We start from the raw sequence: 20,543 nt of genomic DNA on the forward strand, positions 1-20,543 counted from the left end.
GGCTAGGGGTGTTGCTGGCGGGCATGCTGCTATGGCGGCGGCGCCGCTGACGCTACCGCGGATGTAGGAGCCGGCGTTGCCGGCGAATGCCGCACCGCGCAGCCACGCCGAACGCGTAACGGCCTTCGCCGGCAACGCCGGCTCCTACAAGCGCAGCAAGCAGCGTATCCTGTAACAGATTTTTACCTCACCCAGCGAACGCCCCACCATGCCCGCACTTCTCCTGCGCCTGATCGACCTGATAAAGCGCTACCCGGGGGTCATCGCCCTCGGCGGTTTCATTTCCGGTATCGGCAGTTTCATCCTGGTAGACCGTCAGGAAGGCCTGGCCAGTTGGGTCGCCATCCTGCTGCTGGTGAGCTGGCTGTGGCTGATGTTCGAGAACACCTTCACCCAGCTGTTCACCCGCCTGTTCAAGCGCGAGATCCCGCAGCCGCTGCTGCGCTACGCCACGCAGATGATCCACCAGGAAAGCCTGTTCTTCGTGCTGCCGTTCTTCTTCGTCACCACCACCTGGAACAGCGGCCAGCTGGTGTTCACCGGCCTGCTGGCCGGCGCCGGGCTGGTGTCGATCGTCGACCCGCTGTACTACCGCTGGCTGGCGCCGCGCCGCTGGCTGTTCCTGGCCCTGCACACCCTGACCCTGTTCGCCGCGCTGCTCACGGCGCTGCCGATCATCCTGCACCTGACCACGTCGCAGAGCTTCAAGCTGGCGCTGGGCATCGCCATGCTGCTGTCGTTCCCGAGCCTGGCCAGCAGCTTCCCGATCAATCACTGGCGCCGTGCCGCCATGCTGGTGCTGGTCACCCTGGCCGTTGGCGGCAGCGGCTGGCTGCTGCGCTCGTGGGTGCCGCCGGCGACACTGTGGATGACCGAAGTGGCCATCAGCACCCAGCTGCAGAACCGCACCCCCGGCGACAGCCTGGAGCAGGTCAGCGCCAGCCAGATCCGCAGCGCCGGGCTCTATGCCTATACCGCGATCAAGGCCCCGCGCGGCCTCAACGAACGCATCTACCACGTATGGAAACAGGACGGCAAAGAGGTCGACCGCATTGCCCTGAACATCAATGGCGGGCGCAAGGAAGGCTACCGCGCCTGGACCCACAAGCAGGTGTTCCCCAGCAACCCGGTCGGGCACTGGCAGGTGCGCGTGCTCACCGAAGACGGCCAGGTGATCGGCGTGCTGCGCTTCGAGGTGGTTGATGACGGTCAAGCATCCGTCGCCAAGTGACGCTATGCTCTGACCCGGCGCACTGGAGCGCCTGCCGGACTGTCTGGAGCCTATGACCACCACCGTCACCCCCGCCAGCGCCACCCTCGATACCACGCGCAGCCCGGCCTGCCTGCGCATCGCCGGCGACTGGACCCTGGCCAACTACACGCCGCTCAAGCGCAGCACCGAGGCCCTGCACGGCCAGTACGATGCCAGCGCCCAGGTCGACCTCGCCCAGCTGGGCAAGCTGGACACCGCCGGCGCCTCGCTGCTGGTCGAACTGCTGGGTGCCGAGCGCCTGGGGCAACTGGCCGATGACCACGCCAGCCCGCTGTCGGCCGCCGACCGCGCCTTGCTGCACACCGTGTACTGCTCGCTTCAGGACTACTGCCTGCCAGAGCGCCAGCCGGAAACGTCCGTGCTGACCCAACTGCTGTGCCGCATCGGCCGGGCAGTCGACGTGCTGTGGCAAGACACCCGGCAACTGCTCGGCTTCATCGGCCTGATCATCGCCACCCTGGCCCGGCGCCTGCTGCAACCCAGGCGCTGGCGCATGACCGCCGTGGTCGCGCACATCGAACAGACCGGCCTGGACGCGGCGCCCATCGTCGCGCTGCTGACCTTTCTGGTGGGTGCGGTGGTGGCCTTTCTGGGCGCCACGGTGCTGGCCAGTTTCGGCGCGAGCATCTTCACCGTCGACCTGGTGGCGTTCTCGTTCCTGCGTGAATTCGGCGTGCTGCTTACCGCCATCCTGATGGCAGGACGCACCGCCAGCGCCTTCACCGCGCAGATCGGCTCGATGAAGGCCAACGAGGAAATCGATGCGATCCGCACCCTGGGCCTGGACCCGGTCGAGCTGCTGGTGATGCCGCGGGTGCTGTCGCTGCTGATCGCGCTGCCATTGCTGACCTTCGTCGCGATGCTGTGCGGCATCATCGGCGGCGCCGTGGTGTGCGCGGTGTCGCTGGACATCTCGCCGGCGATGTTCCTGTCGCTGCTGGAAAGCGACATCGGCGTGCAGCACTTCCTGGTGGGCCTGGCCAAGGCGCCGTTCTTCGCCTTCCTGATCGCGGCCATCGGTTGCCTGGAAGGTTTCAAGGTGACCGGCAGCGCCGAATCGGTCGGCGCCCACACCACCTCGGCGGTGGTCCAGTCGATCTTCGTGGTGATCGTGCTGGATGCGGTGTTCGCACTGTTCTTCATGGAGATGAGCTGGTGAGTGAGGCAAGCCGCGAGAAGGTCATCGAGGTGCGGGGCCTGTGCAACCGCTTCGGCACCCAGAGCGTGCACGAACAGCTCGACCTGGACCTGTACCGCGGCGAGATCCTCGCCGTGGTCGGCGGCTCGGGCAGTGGCAAGTCGGTGCTGCTGCGCAGCATCGTCGGCCTGCGCCGGCCCAACGAAGGCACGGTGAGGATCTTCGGCCAGGACCTCAGCCAGGCCAGCGACCAGCAGCGCTCGCAGGTGGAGCGTCGCTTCGGCGTGCTGTACCAGAAGGGCGCGCTGTTCTCGTCGTTGACCGTCACCGAGAACGTCGCACTGCCGCTGATCGAACATGCCGGCCTGAGCCGCGCCGACGCCGAGCACCTGGCCGGGGTCAAGCTGGCCCTGGCCGGGCTGCCGCTGTCGGCGGCCGACAAATACCCCGCGTCGCTGTCGGGCGGCATGATCAAGCGCGCCGCCCTGGCCCGCGCCCTGGCGCTGGACCCGGACATCCTGTTTCTCGACGAGCCCACCGCCGGGCTCGACCCGATCGGCGCGGCCGCCTTCGACCAGTTGATCCTGACCCTGCGCGATGCGCTGGGCCTGAGCGTGTTCCTGATCACCCACGACCTGGACACCCTCTACACCATCACCGACCGCGTGGCCGTGCTGGCGCAGAAGAAGGTGCTGGTGGCCGGCCCCATCGACCAGGTCTCGGAAACCGACGACGCGTGGATTCACGACTATTTTCATGGCCCGCGCGGCCGTGCGGCCTACCAGGCCGCCACAGCGCTCAAGGAGAACTGAAATGGAAACCCGCGCGCACCATGTGTTGATCGGGCTGGTCACCGTGCTGGTGGTGGCCGGCGCCATGCTGTTCGGCCTGTGGCTGGCCAAGTCGAGCGTCGACAGCACCTTCAAGGACTACGAGGTGGTGTTCAACGAGGCCGTCACCGGGCTGTCCAAGGGCAGTGCGGTGCAGTACAGCGGGATCAAGGTAGGTGATGTGATCAGCCTGCGCCTGGACCCCAACGACCCCCGCCGGGTGCTGGCGCAGATCCGCCTGAGCGCCGAGACCCCGATCAAGCAGGACACCCAGGCCAAGCTGACCCTGACCGGCGTCACCGGCACCTCGCTGATCCAGCTCAGCGGCGGCACCCCGCAGAGCCCGCCGCTGGAAGGCAAGGGCGGCCGGCTGCCGGTGATCGTCGCCTCGCCATCGCCGATTGCGCGCCTGCTCAACAACAGCAGCGACCTGGTGACCAACATCAACCTGCTGCTGCACAACGCCAACCGGCTGTTCTCCGAAGAGAACGCCACCCGCCTGGGCGCCACCCTGGCCAACCTGGAGCAGACCACCGGCGCGATTGCCGGGCAGCGCGACGACATCCGCCTGGCCATCCAGCAGATGGCCCAGGTGGGCAAGCAGGCCGGCGCGGCGCTGGAGCAGACCAGCCAGCTGATGCGCAACGCCAACAGCCTGCTCGGCAGCGACGGCAAGCAGATCGTCAACAGCGCCGACCAGGCCATGCAGTCACTGGCGCGCAGCACCGCCACCATCGACGCGTTGCTCACCGACAACCGCGAGGCGATCACCAGCGGCGCCCAGGGCTTCAACGAACTGGCCCCGGCGATCCGCGAACTGCGCGATACCCTGACTGCCTTGAAGGGCATCTCCCAGCGCCTGGAGGCCAACCCCAGCGGTTACCTGCTGGGCCGCGACAAAAACAAGGAGTTCACCCCATGAGCCGCCCCTGCCGCACCCTCGCCCTGGCCGCGCTGCTGAGCCTGAGCAGCGCCTGCTCGATCCTGCCCAAGGCGGAGCCGGCCGACGTGTACCGCCTGCCGGCGGCGCAACCGGTGCGCAGCAACGCCGCACCCGTGGCCTGGACCCTGCGTATCAACAAGCCGCTGGCCAGCGAGATCCTCGGCACACCGCGCATTGCCGTGGTGCCGGCAGGCGACCTGATCAGCAGCTACAAGGGTGCACGCTGGGCCGACCCGGTGCCGGCACTGCTGCGCAACCGCATGCTCGACGCCTTCCAGCGCGATGGCCGGGTACAGCGGGTAAGTGCCGACGACGCCAACCTGCAGGCCGACTACGAGATCGTCGGCGAACTGCAGGCGTTCCAGAGCGAGTACAGCGATGCCGGGCTGGCAGTAGTGGTGCGCCTGGATGCGCGACTGGTGCAGGGGCGTACCCAGCGCGTGCTGGCCAGCCACAGCTTCGAGGTGCGCCAGCCGGTGGCGCAGACACAGGTACCGGCGGTGGTCGGCGGCTTCGGCCAGGCCACCGACCGGCTGATGGCGCAACTGGTGGACTGGACCGTGGCTCAGGCGAAGAACCAGTAGCACACCGCGATGGCCGCCAGCACCCCGGCCAGCTCGGCCAGCAGCGCGCAGCCCACGGCGTGGCGTGCGCGCTGGATACCCACGGCGCCGAAATACACCGCCAGTACGTAGAAGGTGGTTTCGGTGCTGCCCTGGATGGTCGCGGCCACCAGTGCCGGGAAGCTGTCCACCCCGTGGGTCTGCATGGTCTCGATCAGCATGGCCCGCGCCGCGCTGCCGGAGAACGGCTTGACCAGCGCGGTGGGCAGGGCATCGACGAAACGCGTGTCCCAGCCCAGCCATTCGATGACATGACGAATGCCGTCCAGGCCGAACTCCAGCGCCCCCGAGGCGCGCAGCACGCCGACCGCGCACAGCATCGCCACCAGGTAGGGCAGCAGGCTCTTGGCTACGTCGAACCCTTCCTTGGCACCTTCGACGAAGGTTTCGTACACCGGCACCCGCTTGAATGCGCCGATCAGCAGAAACAGCATGATCAGGCCGAACAGCGTGAGGTTGCCCAGGATCGACGACAGGGTGGCCAGCGCGGTGGCCGACAGGCCCGCCAGCAGCGCCATGAAGCCGCCCAGCAGCAGCGCGCCGGGCACCATGTAGGCGAGCACCACCGGGTCCCACAGGCGCAGGCGCTGCATCACCGCCACCGACAGCAGGCCCACCAGGGTCGAGGCGCTGGTGGCCAGCAGGATCGGCAGGAACACCAGGGTCGGGTCCATAGCGCCTTGCTGGGCGCGGTACATGAAGATGGTCACCGGCAGCAGGGTCAGTGACGAGGCATTGAGCACCAGGAACAGGATCTGCGCGTTGCTTGCCGTGGTTGAGCTGGGGTTGAGCTCCTGCAGGGCGCGCATGGCCTTGAGGCCGATAGGCGTGGCGGCGTTGTCCAGGCCCAGGCCGTTGGCGGCGAAGTTCAGGGTGATCAGGCCCAGCGCCGGGTGGCCGGGCGGTACCTCGGGCATCAGGCGACGGAACAGCGGGCCGAGTACCTTGGCCAGCCAGTCGACGATACCGGCCTTTTCGGCGATCTTCAGAAAGCCCAGCCACAGGGTCAGGGTACCGAACAGCAGCACCATGACTTCGACCGAAAGCTTGGCCATGGCGAAGATGCTCTCGACCATGGCGGCGAAGATGCCCGCGTTGCCACCCACCAGCCACTGCACCAGTGCGGAGAGGGCGGCCACCACGAAAAAGCCGAGCCAGAGGCCGTTGAGCATTGGTCGTTTCCCTTGCAAGTTGGAGCGCATGATAGCGGGGTGGGTAGGCAGACGCCATAAACGGCGGCGGCCCATTCGCCGGCAAGGCCGGCTCCTACAGGTTCGGCGTCGTCTGTAGCAGCCGGCCTTGCCGGCGAAGCTTCTGGCAGGCAACAAAAAGCCCCGACGGGTCGGGGCTCTTGTGTTTCAGGCCGTCAGCAGCTTAGTGCTGAGCGGTCTCGCCAGCCGGCGCCGGGGTCTTGCTGCGCCAGTGCGGCAGCGAGTTCCAGTACGCCTGGCCCTTGGCATCGTCATACATGCCTTCCCAACGCGAGATGACCAGTACCGCCAGGGCGTTGCCGATCACGTTCAGGGCGGTACGCGCCATGTCCATGATGCGGTCGACACCGGCGATGAACGCCAGGCCTTCGAGCGGGATGCCCACACTGCCCAGGGTCGCCAGCAGCACCACGAACGATACGCCCGGCACACCGGCAATGCCTTTGGAGGTGACCATCAGGGTCAGCACCAGCAGCAGTTGCTGGCTGATCGACAGGTCGATGCCGTACAGCTGCGCGATGAAGATCGCCGCGATGCTCTGGTACAGGGTCGAACCGTCCAGGTTGAACGAGTAGCCGGTCGGCACCACGAAGCTGCAGATGGCCTTGGGCGAACCGTAGGCTTCCATCTTCTGGATCACGCGCGGCAGCACGGTCTCGGAGCTGGCGGTGGAATAGGCCAGGATCAGCTCGTCCTTGAAGATGCGCATCAGTTTCAGGATCGAGAAACCGAACAGGCGGGCGATCAGGCCCAGCACCATGAAGGCGAAGAAGGCGATGGCGAAGTACACCAGCAGCACCAGCTTGGCCAGCGGCAGCAGCGAGGCGAAACCGAAGTTGGCCACGGTCACCGCAATCAGGGCGAACACGCCGATCGGGGCGTAGTTCATGATCATGTGGGTGACCTTGAACATGGCTTCCGACACGCCCTGGAAGGTTTTCACCAGCGGGTCGCGGATGTCTGCCTGCAGGCTCGACAGGCCCAGGCCGAACAGTACCGAGAAGAAGATGATCGGCAGCATTTCGCCACGCATCAGCGCTGCAAAGATGTTCGACGGGATCAGGTTGAGGATGGTCTCGATGAACGCATGCTCATGCTGCACCTCGGCGGCGGTGGCCTGGTACTTGGAGATATCCACGGTGCCCAGGGTGCTCATGTCGATGCCGGCGCCCGGGTGGAACAGGTTGGCCAACACCAGGCCGACCACGATCGCGATGGTGGTCACCACCTCGAAATAGATGATGGTCTTGAGGCCGATACTGCCAAGTTTCTTCGCATCGCCAACCCCGGCGATACCCACGACCAGCGACGAAATCACGATCGGGATGACGATCATCTTGATCAGGCGAATGAAGATGTCACCTGCCGGTTGCAGGACGTTACTGATCCACCATGCCTTTTCTGCACTGAAATGGTTCAGCAGCGCCCCGATGGCGATCCCCAATACCAGACCGATGAGGATTTGCCAGGCGAGGCTTAGTTTTGCCTTCTTCATGTCGTTACCCTTTGTTCAAGTGGACACGGTCACTGCCTTGAAACCTGCATTCTAGAGCCGCTTAAAGCGATTCCCTGGAGTTTTCATGGTGCAGGCAATGCGCCGTAGAAGGTCACCGCAAGTGAGCGCAAGGGGCGCTCGGACCAGCGAAAAAGGCGCAACTATTCCGATGCAGGCGCACTGAGTCTAATGCCGTAAATGACTACCCTATGCCGAATCGGCATGATCTTTTTGGCATGAAACGGACGTCCCAGCGGCAGAAAACCTACCCGTTCGGAATCCCGAATAAGGCCAAAGCGCCATGATTAGGCCGATACAGCGGTATCCACAAACCGGCAAAACAGCGTTGTTCGACAATCCGAATGCGTGAAAAACGTCATTTGGCAGGTCAAAGAAGTCAGGAATTTTTTTGATGGGTGGTCAGCCGTCTGGCCGATCTGTCACTTTCAAGCGGGGAAATGCATCAGGCTTGCGCCGGGTGCACAAGTCTGACCGGGGGCTGCCCTGGCGGCATGCGACCCCGGTCCACGACTGTGTTGCCGTTTACCACCCTGACCCGGCCCATGAAGGAGGTACTCCCTGTACCCCTAGGCCCCTCCGATCCTGTAGCAATCAGAGCAGCCCGGCCCCCTGGTCATGCGTCCGCTCTCCTCGAGCGGGCGCAGCATAGAAACTGGAACAGGCAAAAGGTTCAGCTTCCATGGTGATACTGATGCGTCCGGCGACACTCAGTAGTAGTTCGGGTCTTTCTTCAGCTGCTCTTCGAGCATCTGTTTCATGCCGTCATTCGGCTCGCCCAACCAACGCTTGTCGGTGTGACGGCTGGGTGACTTGTCGGCAGGCAGGCCGGCGGGTACCTGGACCCACAGCGCGTATGCCTCATCCTTGTCCCAGCTGAAGGCCACGATAAGACGGCTGCTGTCGCAGCTCTGCTCGGTCTCGCACAAGGGGCCGACCAGATACTTGTCGCCGTCTTCCTCGATCGCCGTCATCTGCTCGGTGGAAGCACCACTGAGGTTGATGACCCAATCGGGCAGCCGCTCCTGCTTTTTGACCACTTTCTGCCAGGTTTCCCGGTACTCGGGGTCCGAACCAAGCAGTTGGCTGGTCCGGACCTGGCCGTCATTGGCCGCCATCGCCGCTGTACAGGCCCCCACCATCAGGGCGCCTGCCAGGGCTCTGTAGAGCGTCCCTTTCATAGTCAACCTCTACCGCGACGACCGAAGAAGAAGGAAGCGACGAACAGTACCAGGAAGACAATGAAGAGAATCTTCGCGATACCGGTAGCGGCGCCGGCGATACCACCGAAGCCCAGTACGGCAGCGACAATGGCGATGATCAGGAAGGTGATGGCCCAACTTAACATGGTGTTTCTCCTTACCGTTTTTGAAAGCGGTTGTGTCAGATGTGGGGCATTGCTCGGTCAGAACACCCAGCGTTCCTGCGGCACGACGGTTTCCACGGTGGCCGCATCGACCGAGTGGGTACGTGGCGCGGTCCTGGCTTCCAGCATCGAAGCACGCGTGGCCTGCACATGGGCCACGTGATAAGCCTGTACGGACATCTGGTTGGCGATCTGCTTGGACTGCCAGATGCTGTACATCTGCCCTGCAACCAGGGTCAGAAGCGCCGCCAGGCAGAGAAACAGCAACTGGCGTACGTGAAGCGGGGAAATCTGCACTAGGGCGGCGGTTAACAGGTTCATGCCGGGCTCCTCTGCTGCATCGTTGTTATTGACTGATAGAGTCATTGCAGCCTGCATGCCAGCTTTTGAAATCAAATAAAACGCTTATAAATCAACATCTTAGGTATGTACTGAGGGCAGCTGCAGGACGCATCCTGCACGATGCCCCCCAGGGCCTCGTGCGATTTGCACGATCAGCCCTCCACCTTGATCGCCACCTTGAGCATGTCGGCGTCCACCCCGCGCACGCCGCGGATCTGGCGGGCAATCTCCTGGGCGATGGTCTTCTGCTCGTTGCTCATGACTTCCCCGGACAGGCGCACCACGCCCTCCTGGGTCGCCACCTTGATGTTGGGCCCGTCCAGGTTGCGGCTATATAAGAAGCTGGTCTGCACCTTGTCGTTGATCCACGCGTCGCTCTGCACCTCGGCCGCTGCCGCAGCGGCCTGCTCGCGGGCCTGGGCCGGGTCGCTCACGCCCAGGCTGATCAGGTTGTTGACCAGGTACACGCCATCGGTAGAGGCCGCCACGCTGCCGGCCATCTGCTTGGCCTCTGCGCTGGTCACCCGGCCACGCAGGGTGACCACCCCGGCCCGGCTGTCGACTTCGATGGGCAGGCCCTGGGTCTGGCTGCTCCACAGCAGGCGGGCGCGGATAACCGCCCCCAGGGTGGCGTCCTCCAGGCGCTGGGCATAGGCGCGCCGTTGCAGGGTTTCATCCACCAGCTCGGGGTTGACCTGCAACTGGTTGTCGACCTGCTCGATGCCGGCGGTGGCCAGTGCCACCTGCGCCGCCAGCTCGCGCTCCACCTCGTTTTCCACCTCGCCCTGCAGGCGGGCGGTCTGACCCTGGATGGCCACTTCGATCTTGAACGGGTTGAGCAGTCGGTTGAGCGTCAGGGCGGTCTGCAAGGCGCCTTCCTGACGGGCCTGCTGCAGGCCGGGTTCGGCCGCCGAGGCGCTGGTGACACCCAGCGGGGTGAGCAGAAGTGCGGCAGTCAGAACTGCCAACGGGCGTATTGCACGCATGATGAAGCCTCCTGTTGGTCAGAAGGAACATCATCGCAATCGTTGTGCCAGTGCTCAAAAAATAAACAAACTCATTATTTTCAATGAGTTAGTCATATTCGCAGCAGGGAGCTAGCATGCAGGGCGCGGAATCAATCAGAATCGACCATGCAACTTGCCCGATTTTTCCGAGACTAACCAAGAACATTCTTAAAGGAGCGTAGGAAAATGGAATCTGCCACGGAACATCAGGGCCGCATTCTGCTGGTAGACGACGAGTCCGCAATCCTGCGTACCTTCCGCTATTGCCTGGAAGATGAAGGCTACAGCGTGGCCACGGCCAACAGCGCCGCCCAGGCCGAAACCCTGTTGCAGCGCCAGGTGTTCGACCTGTGCTTTCTGGACCTGCGCCTGGGCGAAGACAACGGCCTGGACGTACTGGCGCAGATGCGTATCCAGGCGCCATGGATGCGCGTGGTCATAGTGACCGCGCATTCGGCGGTCGACACCGCAGTCGATGCGATCCAGGCCGGCGCCGCCGATTACCTGGTCAAACCGTGCAGCCCCGACCAGCTGCGCCTGGCCACTGCCAAACAACTGGAGGTGCGCCAGCTCTCGGCGCGTCTGGAGGCCCTGGAAGGGGAAGTGCGCAAACCCAAGGACGGCCTGGATTCCCACAGCCCGGCCATGATGGTGGTACTCGAAACCGCGCGCCAGGTGGCCAACACCGACGCCAACATTCTGATCCTTGGCGAGTCCGGTACCGGTAAAGGCGAGCTGGCACGTGCCATTCATGGCTGGAGCAAACGCTCGCGCAAGGCCTGCGTGACCATCAACTGCCCTTCGCTGACGGCCGAACTGATGGAAAGCGAGCTGTTCGGCCATAGTCGCGGGGCATTTACCGGGGCCAGCGAAAGCACCCTGGGCCGGGTCAACCAGGCCGACGGCGGCACGCTGTTTCTCGACGAGATCGGCGACTTCCCGCTGACCCTGCAACCCAAGCTGCTGCGCTTCATCCAGGACAAGGAATACGAGCGGGTCGGCGACCCGGTCACGCGCCGCGCCGACGTGCGGATTCTGGCAGCCACCAACCTCAACCTGGAGGACATGGTGCGCGACGGGCGTTTTCGCGAAGACCTGCTGTACCGTCTGAACGTGATTACCCTGCACCTGCCGCCGCTGCGCGAACGCAGCGAAGACATCCTGACCCTGGCCGACCGCTTCCTGGCCCGCTTCGTCAAGGAATACGCGCGCCCCGCCCGAGGTTTCAGCGACGAGGCCCGCGCCGCGCTGCTCAACTACCGCTGGCCGGGCAACATTCGCGAGCTGCGCAACGTGATCGAACGGGCGAGCATCATCTGCCCGCAGGAGCGGGTCGAGGTCAGCCACCTGGGCATGGCCGAACAACCCACCAGCAACGCGCCGCGGGTGGGGGCTGCATTGAGCCTCGACGAGCTGGAGCGCGCGCACATCGGTGCAGTGCTGGCCACCAGCGACACCCTTGACCAGGCCGCCAAGACACTGGGCATCGATGCCTCGACGCTGTACCGCAAGCGCAAGCAGTACAACCTGTGAAGCTGGCGATGAAGCTGCGCACGCGGCTTTTTCTCAGCATCTCGGCGCTGATCACCGTGGCCCTGCTGGGCCTGATTCTGGGCCTGGTCAGCGTGCAGCAGATGGCCAGCTCGCAGCAGAAGCTGATCAGCGACAACTCCTACATCCTCGACCTGGGCCTGAAGCTGCGTCAGAACCTGGGTGAACAGCTGTCCCTGCTGCTGGACCCGGACAGCGAGGTGCAGGCGCTGCAACCGCTGCAGGACAAGTTTCAGCAACTGCTCGACGAGGGCCTGAGCCATGAACGCCAGGCCGAGGGGTTTGCGGGTTTCAGTACCGCCAACCGTGATTACCAGGCCTTCCTCAAGGCCTTTCGCGACAGCCCCGAGCCCAGCCGCAACCTGGGCCCGGACCAACCCCTGGGCGAAGCCTTCAACCAGTTGCGCACCGACCTGATCGACTCGCACAAGCAGGCCCTGGCGCATATCAACCACAGTGAACAGAAGGCCCGCGAACGTGCCCTGCTGGTCTCCAGCATGCTGGGCCTGCTCGGGCTTGCCGTGCTGGTGCTGGGTTTCATCACTGCCCACGGCATCGCACGCCGCTTCGGCCAGCCGATCGAGGCGCTGGCCAAGGCCGCCGACCAGATCGGCCAGGGCAACTTCGAGGTCACCCTGCCGGTAACCCCGGCCGTGGAGATCAACCAGCTCACCCGCCGTTTCGGGCTGATGGCCGAGGCACTGCGCAAGCATCAGGCCACCAATGTCGACGAACTGCTGGCCGGCCAGCAGCGCCTGCAGGCGGTGCTCGACAGCATCGACGACGGCCTGCTGATCATCGACCGCGAAGGCCATCTGGAACACCTCAACCCGGTGGCCCAGCGCCAGCTGGGCTGGGACGCCAGCCGCCTGGGCCAGGGCCTGGGCAAGGCGCTGCAACGCCCGGAGCTGGACGACCAGCTGCGCCTGATATTGCGGGGCGGCAGCCTGGACCGCGTGCCGGACGACCTGAGCCTGGAAATAGATGAAGAAACCCGCCTGCTGGCCTACAGCCTGACCCCGGTGTGCCATCCACAGGGGCAGATCCTGGGCGCGGTGATGGTGCTGCACGACGTCACCGAACAGCGCGCCTTCGAACGGGTGCGCAGCGAGTTCGTGCTGCGCGCCTCCCACGAGTTGCGCACCCCGGTGACCGGCATGCACATGGCCTTCGGCCTGTTGCGCGAGCGCCTGACGTTTCCAGCCGAGAGCCGCGAGGCGGACCTGTTCGACACCATTGGCGAGGAGATGCAGCGGCTGACCCAGCTGATCAACGACCTGCTCAACTTTTCGCGCTACCAGAGCGGCTTGCAGAAGCTCGAACTGCAACCCTGCGCGATCGACGAGTTGCTGTCGCGGGCCCGCGAGCGCTTCGCAACGGCGCTGGCCGACAAGCAGATCGAGTTGCGCGTGGAGCTTGCCGCGCCACTGCCGCGCATCCAGGCCGACCCGGCGCAACTGGACCGGGTGTTGGACAACCTGCTGGACAATGCCATCCGCCATACGCCGGTGGCGGGCAGTATCCGCCTCAATGCCCGGCGGCATGCCGAACGGGTGATCATCAGTATCGAGGACAATGGCGAAGGCATTGCCTATGGCCAGCAGGGGCGGATTTTCGAGCCCTTCGTACAGGTTGGGCGCAAGAAAGGCGGTGCCGGGCTCGGCCTGGCACTGTGCAAAGAGATCGTGCAGTTGCATGGCGGGCGCATGGGCGTGTACTCACGGCCAGGGCAGGGCACGCAGTTCTACATGGCGCTGCCGGTGTAACCGCCTTCGCCTGCAGGCGCCAGCCTTGCTGGCGAAGGGGCGCTACGCCTCGTCATCGATCCGCCGCGGCCCCAGCCGCCGCCCCCGGGTCACCAGCTCGACGAACTGGCGCGCACTGAGCGGGTGCGCGAACAACCAGCCCTGGCCATAGTTGACCCCCTCGCTGTTGAGCAGCAACGCCTGGTCCTCGTACTCGATACCCTCGGCGATCACCCGCAACTGCAGGGCGTGGGCCATGCGGATGATGTGCGGGGCCACGCCGCTGCTGGCCGCGTCGTGCCCCAGGGCATCGATGAACGCCTTGTCGATCTTCAGGCAGTCCACCGGCAAGGTCTGCAGGTAGGCCAGGCTGCAATAGCCGGTACCGAAGTCGTCGATCAGCACCTGGTGCCCCACCGCCCGCAAGGCCTGCAGGTTGTCCCGCGCCACCACCACGTCGATCAGCCCGCGCTCGGTGACCTCGAAGGCGATCTGGCTGGCCGACACATGGTGCAAGGCCAGCAGGCGCGCCGCCACCCGGCCGATGCGCGGCACCATCACATCGCACGCCGCCAGGTTCACCGAGATATACAACTGGCGGTTGGCGCGCAGCAGCTGGCCCAGCTGTTCGAGCACACGCTGCAGCACGAAGTCGGTGATCTGGCGGATCTGCCCGGTGTTCTCCGCCAGCGGGATGAACAGGTCGGGGCTGGTCAGCGTGCCGTCGGGGCGACGCCAGCGCACCAGGGCCTCGGCGCCCACGCAGCGCCGGCTGGCCAGCTCGAAGATCGGCTGATACAGCACCTGCATTTCGCCACGGCGCAGCGCGCCCTGCAGCTCCGAGCTCATCGAACGGCTCTGGCGCACCAGCTGCAGCACCAGCCAGCCGATGCACCAGGCCAGCAGCAGGCTGCCGGGGAACAGCAGCCAGAGCACGCCGTTCATCTTCAGCGACAGGCTTTCGCGCGGGGTGATCAGCACCAGCTGGTAGTCAGGCGATTTGGTGGGCATGCGGTATACCAGGCGATCGGGCAGTTCCATCAGGTCCACCCTGGGCGGTGGCGGCCACTGGTCGCCGGGCGGCCAAGGCTGCTCCGGGCCCAGGACCGGCACGGCACGCGCGCCGTGGTCGAGCACCACCAGCAGGCTGCCACCGGGCGGCAGGTCGACCACGTCGGTCAGGTGCCCGCGCGACGTCGACACGCGAAAGTGCCCACGCCCCAGCACCAGTGCGGCGCGGTTGTCGTCGGGTTCGGTGGTGGTATTGAGCCAGTAGCTGTAGGTGGGGCCCTGGATGTCCGGTGCCCGCAGCGGGTCGAAGTTGCTGCTGCCCAGCCGGTTGGAGCACGACTGCGTGCCGTCGAGGTAAGTGGCCTCGAACACGAAGCGGTTGTCGAAGGTCACCTGCTGCAAGGCTGCCTGCATCGCACTGCTGCACCCGCGCAGGGGCTGTGCCTGAAGGGCGTCGACGCTTTCGCGCAGTTGGCCGAAGATCTGCTCCAGGCGTTCGAGAAAGCGCTCGCCCTTGGCGTTCATCTGCGCGCTTTCGCGCTGCTGCACCTGGTGCATGGCCACGCCGAGGCTGGCCAGCAGCAACAGGATTGCACTCGCCGTGGCCGCAAGCGTGGCCAGCAGCCAGGGTCGATAGAGGAGGCGACGCAACGTGGCAAGGGCAGGCGACATCAAGAATCATCCCGTTGAATACCATGAGGTATAGCAACTGCCGGACGAATCAGCCTGCCCGTTGGGCGGTACCGCTCAGCGCTGGCTGTTCAGCACCTGCAGAATCGCGGCAGTCTGGGCATCCGGCTGGCCGTCGAACAGCTGTGGCCGAAAGCGCATCTGGAACGCTGCCAGTACATGCCGGGTGCTCACGTCCAGCTCGCCGGTCTGCTCGATGGCGTAGCCAAAGCGCGCCAGTTGCTGCTGGTACCAGGTGATGCTTGGCGGGTTGACGTCAAAGCGCGCGCGCTGCTGCACCACCGCCTGAGCATTGGGCCAGACGCCAAGGCCGGCGTCGGCCAGGCGTTTCCAGGGGAACATCGGGCCCGGGTCGAGCTTGCGCAGGGGCGCGATGTCGCTGTGGCCGATGATGTGTCGCGGCTGGATGCCGTTGCGCTGCACGATGTCCTTGAGCAGTACGATCAGCGCCTGGATCTGCGCCTCGCTGTAGGGGTGCCACACGCGCCCGGTGGGGGTGTCGGTGAAGCCCGGGTTGACGATCTCGATGCCGATGGAAGTGGAGTTGAGCCAGGTCCGGCCCTCCCACTGGCTGTCGCCGGCATGCCAGGCGCGACGACTTTCATCCACCAGCTGATAGATGGTCGCCGGGTTGTCGCCGATCAGGTAATGGCTGCTGACCTCACCGTGGGTCAGCAGGGCCAGCGAGCGCTCGAGGTTGGCATTGGTGTAATGCAGCACCACGAACTGGATGCGGTTGTCCTGGTTGACCGAGGGGTGGCTACGGTCGATCTTCAGGCCAGTGGCGCAACCGGCCAATGTCAGCATCACAAGCGCGGTAAGGAAGGCTTTCATGGAAATGGGGCAGGGCCTGGGCAGTCGGTAATGCAATAGCATAACGTATCCTGCGCAAACCCGTTCACCCCTGTTCGACGCGGTTGCGACCCAGGTGCTTGGCGCGGTACAGCGCCTCGTCGGCGCGCTTGAGCACTGCGTCGCTGCGCTCGCCGGAGCGGAACGCGGTGATGCCGATGGACAGGGTGATGGTCACCCGTTCGCCCTTGAAGTGGAACGGGCAGGCTTCGATGGCGCCGCGCAGCGTCTCGGCCAGCTCGATGCCGCTACCCAGCGCGGTCTGCGGCACCAGCAGGACGAACTCCTCGCCGCCGAAGCGGGCGATGAAATCGCGGCTGCGCAGACGCTTGCGCAGCTCGTTGGCAACGATCTTGAGCACCTTGTCGCCGGCCTGGTGGCCGTAGCTGTCGTTGATGCGCTTGAAGTGGTCGAGGTCGAGCATGGCCATCAGCAGGTGGCCGCCGTTTTCCTGCCAGGCGAGCATTTCCTGCTCCAGGCGCTCGGCCCAGGCGGCGCGGTTGGGCAAGCCGGTGAGCGGGTCGATCAGGGCCTTCTGGCGCTGTTCTTCAAGGTGCTCGCGGTAGCCCAGGGCTTCCTGCTCCATGCTCGCGACCCGCTCGGCCAGGCCTTGCAGGCGGCTGGCCAGTTCCTGCTCGCGCAGGTCACGCTGATGCTGGTGCTCGTCCATGGTGCCGAGCAGGCCCTCGAGGCGGTTCTCGAGGATGTGCTTGAGACTGTCGAGGTCGGCAGCGCCCTGCACGCTGCTTTGCAGGCCATCGACCTGTTCGCGCAGCTGGGTATTGAGGTCGCGGGCGACGGAGCTGTTGTCGGCATGCCCTTCGCTGGCCTCCTGCAGGTGGCTCTGGAACGTCTCGAGGCGCTCGTTGAGCTGTTGCAGGTAGGCTTCGAATTCATGCTGGCCGCTGTCGGTGATGGCCAGCATCAGTACCGCCAGGTCATCCAGCACCGGCAGCAGCTCGTACCAGTTCAGCCCGTGCTCCAGGCGCTGACGCACCGCCAGGGCCTGGGGCTTGTGGCGTTCGGGCAGGGTCAGGTCGTCGAGCAAACCGAGCAGGGTCTGCTCGATATGGGTGGCGACGGAGCTATAGGAAGGCTCGGTGCCGTCGGGGAGGGCGTAGAGGAGTTCTTCGGGGGTGGGTTCGGGTGCCCCATCGACTTCGACAGCGTCCGCGTGCTCGGTCAGCACCGGGGCAGGCGTGGGTGGTGGTGTGAGCGCTGGGGCCTCTTCGCCAGCAAGGCTGGCGCCTACAGTGTAGGAGCCGGCATTGCCGGCGATGGGCTGCGCAGCAGCCTCGGCGTCCTCTGTGTCGACCAAGGCTTGGGGCTCGGGCAACGGCTGCAGTTCATCCACATCCGCCGCAGCCGGCGCAGGCTGCTCATGCACAGGTTCGACCGCTGCTTGCGCCACCGGCTCCAGGGCCTGCGTTTCGGGTTGAGCGACCTGCGTCTCTTCTTCACGCCCGCCAAACAAGCGCTGCAGAAACCCCGGCTTGCTCGCCTCTTCAGGGTGCTCCAGCACCGCCAGCGCCTTGCCCTGCAAGCCACTGAGCTCGCTCAGCAGCAACGGCATCTCGCGTGACTGGCTGGCCCGCGCATCCAGCTGCTTGGCAAATTTCTTCAGCGGTCGGCTGACCTCGCTGGGCAACGGCAGCTTCTGCAACTGGGCCACCAGCGCGTTGAGCGCGGTGCCTACCTGGGCGATCCGGGTTTCACGGCGCTGCTCGGAATCGAGCACGGCCTTTTCCAGACGCGGGATCAACCCGGCCAGGGCGGCGTCCATGTTGTCGGTACGGATGACCTCGCGCATTTCCTTCATGCACTGGTCTACCGCGCGGTCGCTGCCTTCGGCCGCCAGGGTGCTGCGCACCAGGCCGCGGCGCAGCAGGTCGAGACGGGCGTCCCACCGGCGTTCGAGCTTTTCCTGCTGCTCGATGCTCTTGAGGTATTTTTCTTTCCAGCGTTGAGCTTCGTCGGTCATGCCAAGGTCCGCAGATAAGGGGACTAACGCAAGGCCGGAAGGGTATCGACAGTCAGGGCATCAGGCAAACGAATCTCGACCGCCACGGGGAGATGGTCGGAAATCGGCTGGGACAGCACCTCGACCCGTTCCAGGGTGAGGCTCGGGCTGAGCAGAATATGATCAAGGCAACGCTGTGGTCGCCAGCTGGGGAAGGTCGCTTCGACCTGCGGCGCAATCAGGCCCAGGTCGCGCAGCGGGGAGTGCTGCAACAGGTCGGTGGCATGGGTGTTCATGTCGCCCATCAGCACCTGGTGACGATAGCCGCCGATCAGCTCGCGGATGTAGCCCAGCTGCAACGCACGGGTTCGCGCGCCAAGCGCCAGGTGCATCATCACCACCACCAGCGCATCCTCGCCTTCACCGAACCGCACCAGGATCGCACCGCGGCCGGCCGGGCCGGGCAGCGGGTGGTCTTCGAGCAGTTGCGGCTTGAGGCGGCTGAGCACGCCGTTGCTGTGCTGGCCCAGGCGCCCGAGGTTGCGGTTGAGCTGCTGGTACCAGTAGGGGAAAGCACCCAGTTGCGCCAGGTGTTCAACCTGGTTGACGTAGCCCGAGCGCAGGCTGCCGCCGTCGGCTTCCTGCAGGGCCACCAGGTCGAAGTCGCCCAGCAGGTTGCCGATCTTCTGCAGGTTGCCGGCACGCCCCATGTGCGGCAGCAGGTGCTGCCAGCTGCGGGTCAGGTAGTGCCGGTAACGCTCGGTGCTGATGCCTACCTGGATGTTGAAGCTGAGCAGACGCAAGCGACCGTCGGACGGTAGACCACTTGCATCGATATGGTGCTCGTTGACCTGCGGTTCGTGCAGGCCGACGAGGCGCTCGGATTTCCAGCGGCGCATAGTTTCGCCTCTTATTTGGCGGCGCGTTCCTTGGCAATCAGTTGGTCAGCAACGTTCAGTACGCCGTTCGGGCCACCTGCGGTGCCCAGGTCGAAGGTGTACTTGCCGTTGACGACCATGCTCGGAACGCCCTTGATGTTGTACTGCTTGGCAAGTTCCTTGGCCTGGTTGACCTGTCCCTTGATGGCGAACGAGTTGAAGGTGGCCAGGAACTTGTCCTTGTCCACACCCTGGGTGGCCAGGAAGTCGGCCATCTCTTCAGGCTTGGTCAGGTGCTTGCGCTGGTTCTGGATGGCATCGAACACGGCCGCATGCACCTTGTGCTCCACGCCCATGGCTTCCAGGGTCAGGAACATCTGCCCGTGGGCGTCCCATGGGCCGCCGAACATGGCGGGAATACGTTTGAAGTTCACGTCGTCAGGCAGCTTTTCGACCCACGGGTTGATCGTCGGTTCAAAGCTGTAGCAATGCGGGCAGCCATACCAGAACAGCTCGACCACTTCGATCTTGCCAGGCTGGGACACCGGTACCGGGTTGCTCAGCTCGACATATTCCTTGCCGGCGATCACAGGGTCTGCGGCCTGGACCGTCATACCGAAGGCGCTGGCGGCGACCAGCGCGGCGCCGAGAATCAGATTACGCATGCGTTACTCCTGAGCAGTGATGTGTCGCCTCGTCGCGACCTGGGTTCAGACAGGCCGGGGCAGGCCCGAGTTCGTTAGTGTAACGGCAGCGGGCACAAAAAAGGGTGGCCCGGGCCACCCTTTTCATTTTTGCGCCGCTGTATTAACCCAGCGTTAAACCGGGGCTCAGTGCAGGCCCTGGATGTAGCTGGACAACGCGTCGATGTCCTTGTTGCTCAGCTTGCTGGCGATGGTGCGCATGGTGGTGGCATCGCCATCGTTGGTGCGGTTGCCTTCACGGAAGTCCGTCAGCTGCTTGGCCACGTAGCTTGCGTGCTGACCACCCAGGTGCGGGAAGCCGGCGGCGGCAATGCCTGCGCCGTTGGGCGAGTGGCAACCGGTGCAGGCCGGCAGGCCTTTTTCCAGATCACCGCCGTTGAACAGTGCGCGACCACGCTCGACCAGCGCCGGGTCGGCGGCGCCCACGCTGCCTTTCTGGCTGGCGAAATAGGCCGCGATATCGGCCAGGTCCTGATCGTTGAACGCGGCCAGCATGCCGGTCATTTCCAGCACGGTACGTTTGCCCGACTTGATGTCGTGCAGTTGCTTCTCCAGGTATTTCTCGCCCTGGCCGGCCAGTTTCGGGAAATTCGGCGCCATGCTGTTGCCGTCGGGGTTGTGACACGCGCCACATATAGCGGTTTTTGCCTGACCGGCAGCAGCATCCCCAACGATATTGCCGGCAGCGTTGGCAGCCCCGGTGATGCCTAAGGTCAACAGCAGACTCACGAATAGTTTGTTCATCAGCTAATCCAACTACGGCTAAGGGTGAAAGAGTTATGTATCGAGGCAACCTGTCTTGTTGACTCACCCGGTCAGGGTGGCCTGATCGTCCTCGTTACTGCAGTCCATGCACAAACCACGCGGCGGCATAGCCTTGAAACCCTGGGGAGCTGCTTCGACAGC

General features: G+C 64.8%; 19 protein-coding genes and 1 pseudogene. 7 read left to right on the forward strand and 13 right to left on the reverse strand.

Annotated features, from left to right (window positions below; translation table 11 throughout):
- The first annotated feature begins 208 nt into the window (after window positions 1–208).
- From JZZ72_RS02480 to JZZ72_RS02500, 5 genes are read left to right on the forward strand one after another with little or no spacing between them, the layout of a single operon-like run.
- Window positions 209–1,231 (forward strand): DUF5924 family protein, encoded by a 1,023-nt coding sequence (locus JZZ72_RS02480; protein ID WP_054916017.1) that lies wholly within the window; start codon window positions 209–211, stop codon window positions 1,229–1,231.
- A gap of 43 nt (window positions 1,232–1,274) precedes the next feature.
- Window positions 1,275–2,432, forward strand: a complete 1,158-nt coding sequence (locus JZZ72_RS02485; RefSeq protein WP_210014041.1) for an ABC transporter permease — start codon at window positions 1,275–1,277, stop codon at window positions 2,430–2,432.
- Window positions 2,429–3,223, forward strand: coding sequence for an ABC transporter ATP-binding protein (locus tag JZZ72_RS02490; RefSeq protein WP_043862314.1), 795 nt, complete (start codon window positions 2,429–2,431; stop codon window positions 3,221–3,223). Before JZZ72_RS02485 ends, JZZ72_RS02490 begins: the two co-directional genes overlap by 4 nt.
- 1 nt (window position 3,224) lies before the next feature.
- On the forward strand, window positions 3,225–4,163 hold the full coding sequence (locus JZZ72_RS02495; RefSeq protein ID WP_043862313.1) for an MlaD family protein: 939 nt from the start codon (window positions 3,225–3,227) through the stop codon (window positions 4,161–4,163).
- Window positions 4,160–4,768 carry an ABC-type transport auxiliary lipoprotein family protein gene (locus JZZ72_RS02500; RefSeq protein WP_078481270.1) on the forward strand — a complete coding sequence of 203 codons (609 nt, stop codon included), beginning with the start codon at window positions 4,160–4,162 and terminating at the stop codon, window positions 4,766–4,768. Before JZZ72_RS02495 ends, JZZ72_RS02500 begins: the two co-directional genes overlap by 4 nt.
- On the opposite strand, the gene JZZ72_RS02505 is transcribed toward JZZ72_RS02500, so the two are convergent.
- The 6 genes from JZZ72_RS02505 to JZZ72_RS02530 all read right to left on the reverse strand — a co-directional run bounded on the left by JZZ72_RS02505 (window position 4,750) and on the right by JZZ72_RS02530 (window position 10,225).
- A complete protein-coding gene (locus JZZ72_RS02505) occupies window positions 4,750–5,979 on the reverse strand; it encodes a nucleoside recognition domain-containing protein (protein ID WP_043862311.1) in 1,230 nt (409 codons plus the stop codon). The two genes, JZZ72_RS02500 and JZZ72_RS02505, sit on opposite strands and share 19 nt — an antisense overlap.
- Before the next feature lie 202 nt (window positions 5,980–6,181).
- Window positions 6,182–7,513 (reverse strand): glutamate/aspartate:proton symporter GltP, encoded by a 1,332-nt coding sequence (gene gltP / locus JZZ72_RS02510; protein WP_054916020.1) that lies wholly within the window; start codon window positions 7,511–7,513, stop codon window positions 6,182–6,184.
- A 728-nt stretch (window positions 7,514–8,241) separates the two neighbouring features.
- Complete coding sequence (locus tag JZZ72_RS02515) at window positions 8,242–8,712, reverse strand: inhibitor of vertebrate lysozyme family protein (protein ID WP_058542001.1); 471 nt, start codon at window positions 8,710–8,712, stop codon at window positions 8,242–8,244.
- A 2-nt stretch (window positions 8,713–8,714) separates the two neighbouring features.
- Window positions 8,715–8,879 carry a DUF1328 domain-containing protein gene (locus JZZ72_RS02520; protein WP_009401691.1) on the reverse strand — a complete coding sequence of 55 codons (165 nt, stop codon included), beginning with the start codon at window positions 8,877–8,879 and terminating at the stop codon, window positions 8,715–8,717.
- A 57-nt stretch (window positions 8,880–8,936) separates the two neighbouring features.
- A complete protein-coding gene (locus JZZ72_RS02525; protein ID WP_043862308.1) occupies window positions 8,937–9,218 on the reverse strand; it encodes a hypothetical protein in 282 nt (93 codons plus the stop codon).
- A gap of 173 nt (window positions 9,219–9,391) precedes the next feature.
- On the reverse strand, window positions 9,392–10,225 hold the full coding sequence (locus JZZ72_RS02530; protein WP_210014009.1) for a BON domain-containing protein: 834 nt from the start codon (window positions 10,223–10,225) through the stop codon (window positions 9,392–9,394).
- Window positions 10,226–10,432: 207 nt separating this feature from the next.
- Between JZZ72_RS02530 and algB the strand changes: the two genes are divergently transcribed.
- Together algB and JZZ72_RS02540 are read left to right on the forward strand one after the other, a co-directional pair.
- A complete protein-coding gene (gene algB / locus JZZ72_RS02535; protein ID WP_043862306.1) occupies window positions 10,433–11,779 on the forward strand; it encodes a sigma-54-dependent response regulator transcription factor AlgB in 1,347 nt (448 codons plus the stop codon).
- An 8-nt stretch (window positions 11,780–11,787) separates the two neighbouring features.
- Entirely contained in the window at window positions 11,788–13,563 is a 1,776-nt protein-coding gene (locus JZZ72_RS02540; RefSeq protein WP_173925029.1) for a KinB sensor domain-containing domain, read from the forward strand.
- Window positions 13,564–13,605: 42 nt separating this feature from the next.
- Here JZZ72_RS02540 and JZZ72_RS02545 read toward each other — a convergent pair whose 3' ends face one another.
- The 7 genes and pseudogenes from JZZ72_RS02545 to JZZ72_RS28195 all read right to left on the reverse strand — a co-directional run.
- Complete coding sequence (locus JZZ72_RS02545; RefSeq protein ID WP_210014010.1) at window positions 13,606–15,225, reverse strand: EAL domain-containing protein; 1,620 nt, start codon at window positions 15,223–15,225, stop codon at window positions 13,606–13,608.
- A gap of 75 nt (window positions 15,226–15,300) precedes the next feature.
- A complete protein-coding gene (locus JZZ72_RS02550; protein ID WP_210014011.1) occupies window positions 15,301–16,077 on the reverse strand; it encodes an N-acetylmuramoyl-L-alanine amidase in 777 nt (258 codons plus the stop codon).
- 64 nt (window positions 16,078–16,141) lie between these two features.
- Window positions 16,142–18,076, reverse strand: a complete 1,935-nt coding sequence (locus JZZ72_RS02555) for a GGDEF domain-containing protein (protein WP_054916022.1) — start codon at window positions 18,074–18,076, stop codon at window positions 16,142–16,144.
- 23 nt (window positions 18,077–18,099) lie between these two features.
- Complete coding sequence (locus JZZ72_RS02560) at window positions 18,100–18,954, reverse strand: endonuclease/exonuclease/phosphatase family protein (protein WP_043862301.1); 855 nt, start codon at window positions 18,952–18,954, stop codon at window positions 18,100–18,102.
- A gap of 11 nt (window positions 18,955–18,965) precedes the next feature.
- Window positions 18,966–19,598 (reverse strand): thiol:disulfide interchange protein DsbA, encoded by a 633-nt coding sequence (dsbA, locus tag JZZ72_RS02565; RefSeq protein WP_043862300.1) that lies wholly within the window; start codon window positions 19,596–19,598, stop codon window positions 18,966–18,968.
- Window positions 19,599–19,763: 165 nt separating this feature from the next.
- On the reverse strand, window positions 19,764–20,381 hold the full coding sequence (locus tag JZZ72_RS02570; RefSeq protein ID WP_210014012.1) for a c-type cytochrome: 618 nt from the start codon (window positions 20,379–20,381) through the stop codon (window positions 19,764–19,766).
- 63 nt (window positions 20,382–20,444) lie between these two features.
- A pseudogene (locus JZZ72_RS28195) lies at window positions 20,445–20,531 on the reverse strand (cytochrome C); the annotation flags it as partial.
- Window positions 20,532–20,543: the final 12 nt, after the last annotated feature.

The organism is Pseudomonas palmensis, from assembly GCF_017848315.1.
In the GTDB taxonomy this organism is placed as follows: Bacteria; Pseudomonadota; Gammaproteobacteria; order Pseudomonadales; family Pseudomonadaceae; genus Aquipseudomonas; species Aquipseudomonas palmensis.

Coding starts and splice junctions, on each gene's coding strand:
- JZZ72_RS02545 (WP_210014010.1), bottom strand. CDS start 15,225: ATGTCGCCTGCCCTTGCCACGTTGCGTCGCCTCCTCTATCGACCCTGG.
- JZZ72_RS02520 (WP_009401691.1), bottom strand. CDS start 8,879: ATGTTAAGTTGGGCCATCACCTTCCTGATCATCGCCATTGTCGCTGCC.
- gltP (WP_054916020.1), bottom strand. CDS start 7,513: ATGAAGAAGGCAAAACTAAGCCTCGCCTGGCAAATCCTCATCGGTCTG.
- JZZ72_RS02555 (WP_054916022.1), bottom strand. CDS start 18,076: ATGACCGACGAAGCTCAACGCTGGAAAGAAAAATACCTCAAGAGCATC.
- algB (WP_043862306.1), top strand. CDS start 10,433: ATGGAATCTGCCACGGAACATCAGGGCCGCATTCTGCTGGTAGACGAC.
- JZZ72_RS02515 (WP_058542001.1), bottom strand. CDS start 8,712: ATGAAAGGGACGCTCTACAGAGCCCTGGCAGGCGCCCTGATGGTGGGG.
- dsbA (WP_043862300.1), bottom strand. CDS start 19,598: ATGCGTAATCTGATTCTCGGCGCCGCGCTGGTCGCCGCCAGCGCCTTC.
- JZZ72_RS02480 (WP_054916017.1), top strand. CDS start 209: ATGCCCGCACTTCTCCTGCGCCTGATCGACCTGATAAAGCGCTACCCG.
- JZZ72_RS02530 (WP_210014009.1), bottom strand. CDS start 10,225: ATGCGTGCAATACGCCCGTTGGCAGTTCTGACTGCCGCACTTCTGCTC.
- JZZ72_RS02570 (WP_210014012.1), bottom strand. CDS start 20,381: ATGAACAAACTATTCGTGAGTCTGCTGTTGACCTTAGGCATCACCGGG.
- JZZ72_RS02495 (WP_043862313.1), top strand. CDS start 3,225: ATGGAAACCCGCGCGCACCATGTGTTGATCGGGCTGGTCACCGTGCTG.
- JZZ72_RS02525 (WP_043862308.1), bottom strand. CDS start 9,218: ATGAACCTGTTAACCGCCGCCCTAGTGCAGATTTCCCCGCTTCACGTA.
- JZZ72_RS02505 (WP_043862311.1), bottom strand. CDS start 5,979: ATGCTCAACGGCCTCTGGCTCGGCTTTTTCGTGGTGGCCGCCCTCTCC.
- JZZ72_RS02500 (WP_078481270.1), top strand. CDS start 4,160: ATGAGCCGCCCCTGCCGCACCCTCGCCCTGGCCGCGCTGCTGAGCCTG.
- JZZ72_RS02560 (WP_043862301.1), bottom strand. CDS start 18,954: ATGCGCCGCTGGAAATCCGAGCGCCTCGTCGGCCTGCACGAACCGCAG.
- JZZ72_RS02550 (WP_210014011.1), bottom strand. CDS start 16,077: ATGAAAGCCTTCCTTACCGCGCTTGTGATGCTGACATTGGCCGGTTGC.
- JZZ72_RS02540 (WP_173925029.1), top strand. CDS start 11,788: ATGAAGCTGCGCACGCGGCTTTTTCTCAGCATCTCGGCGCTGATCACC.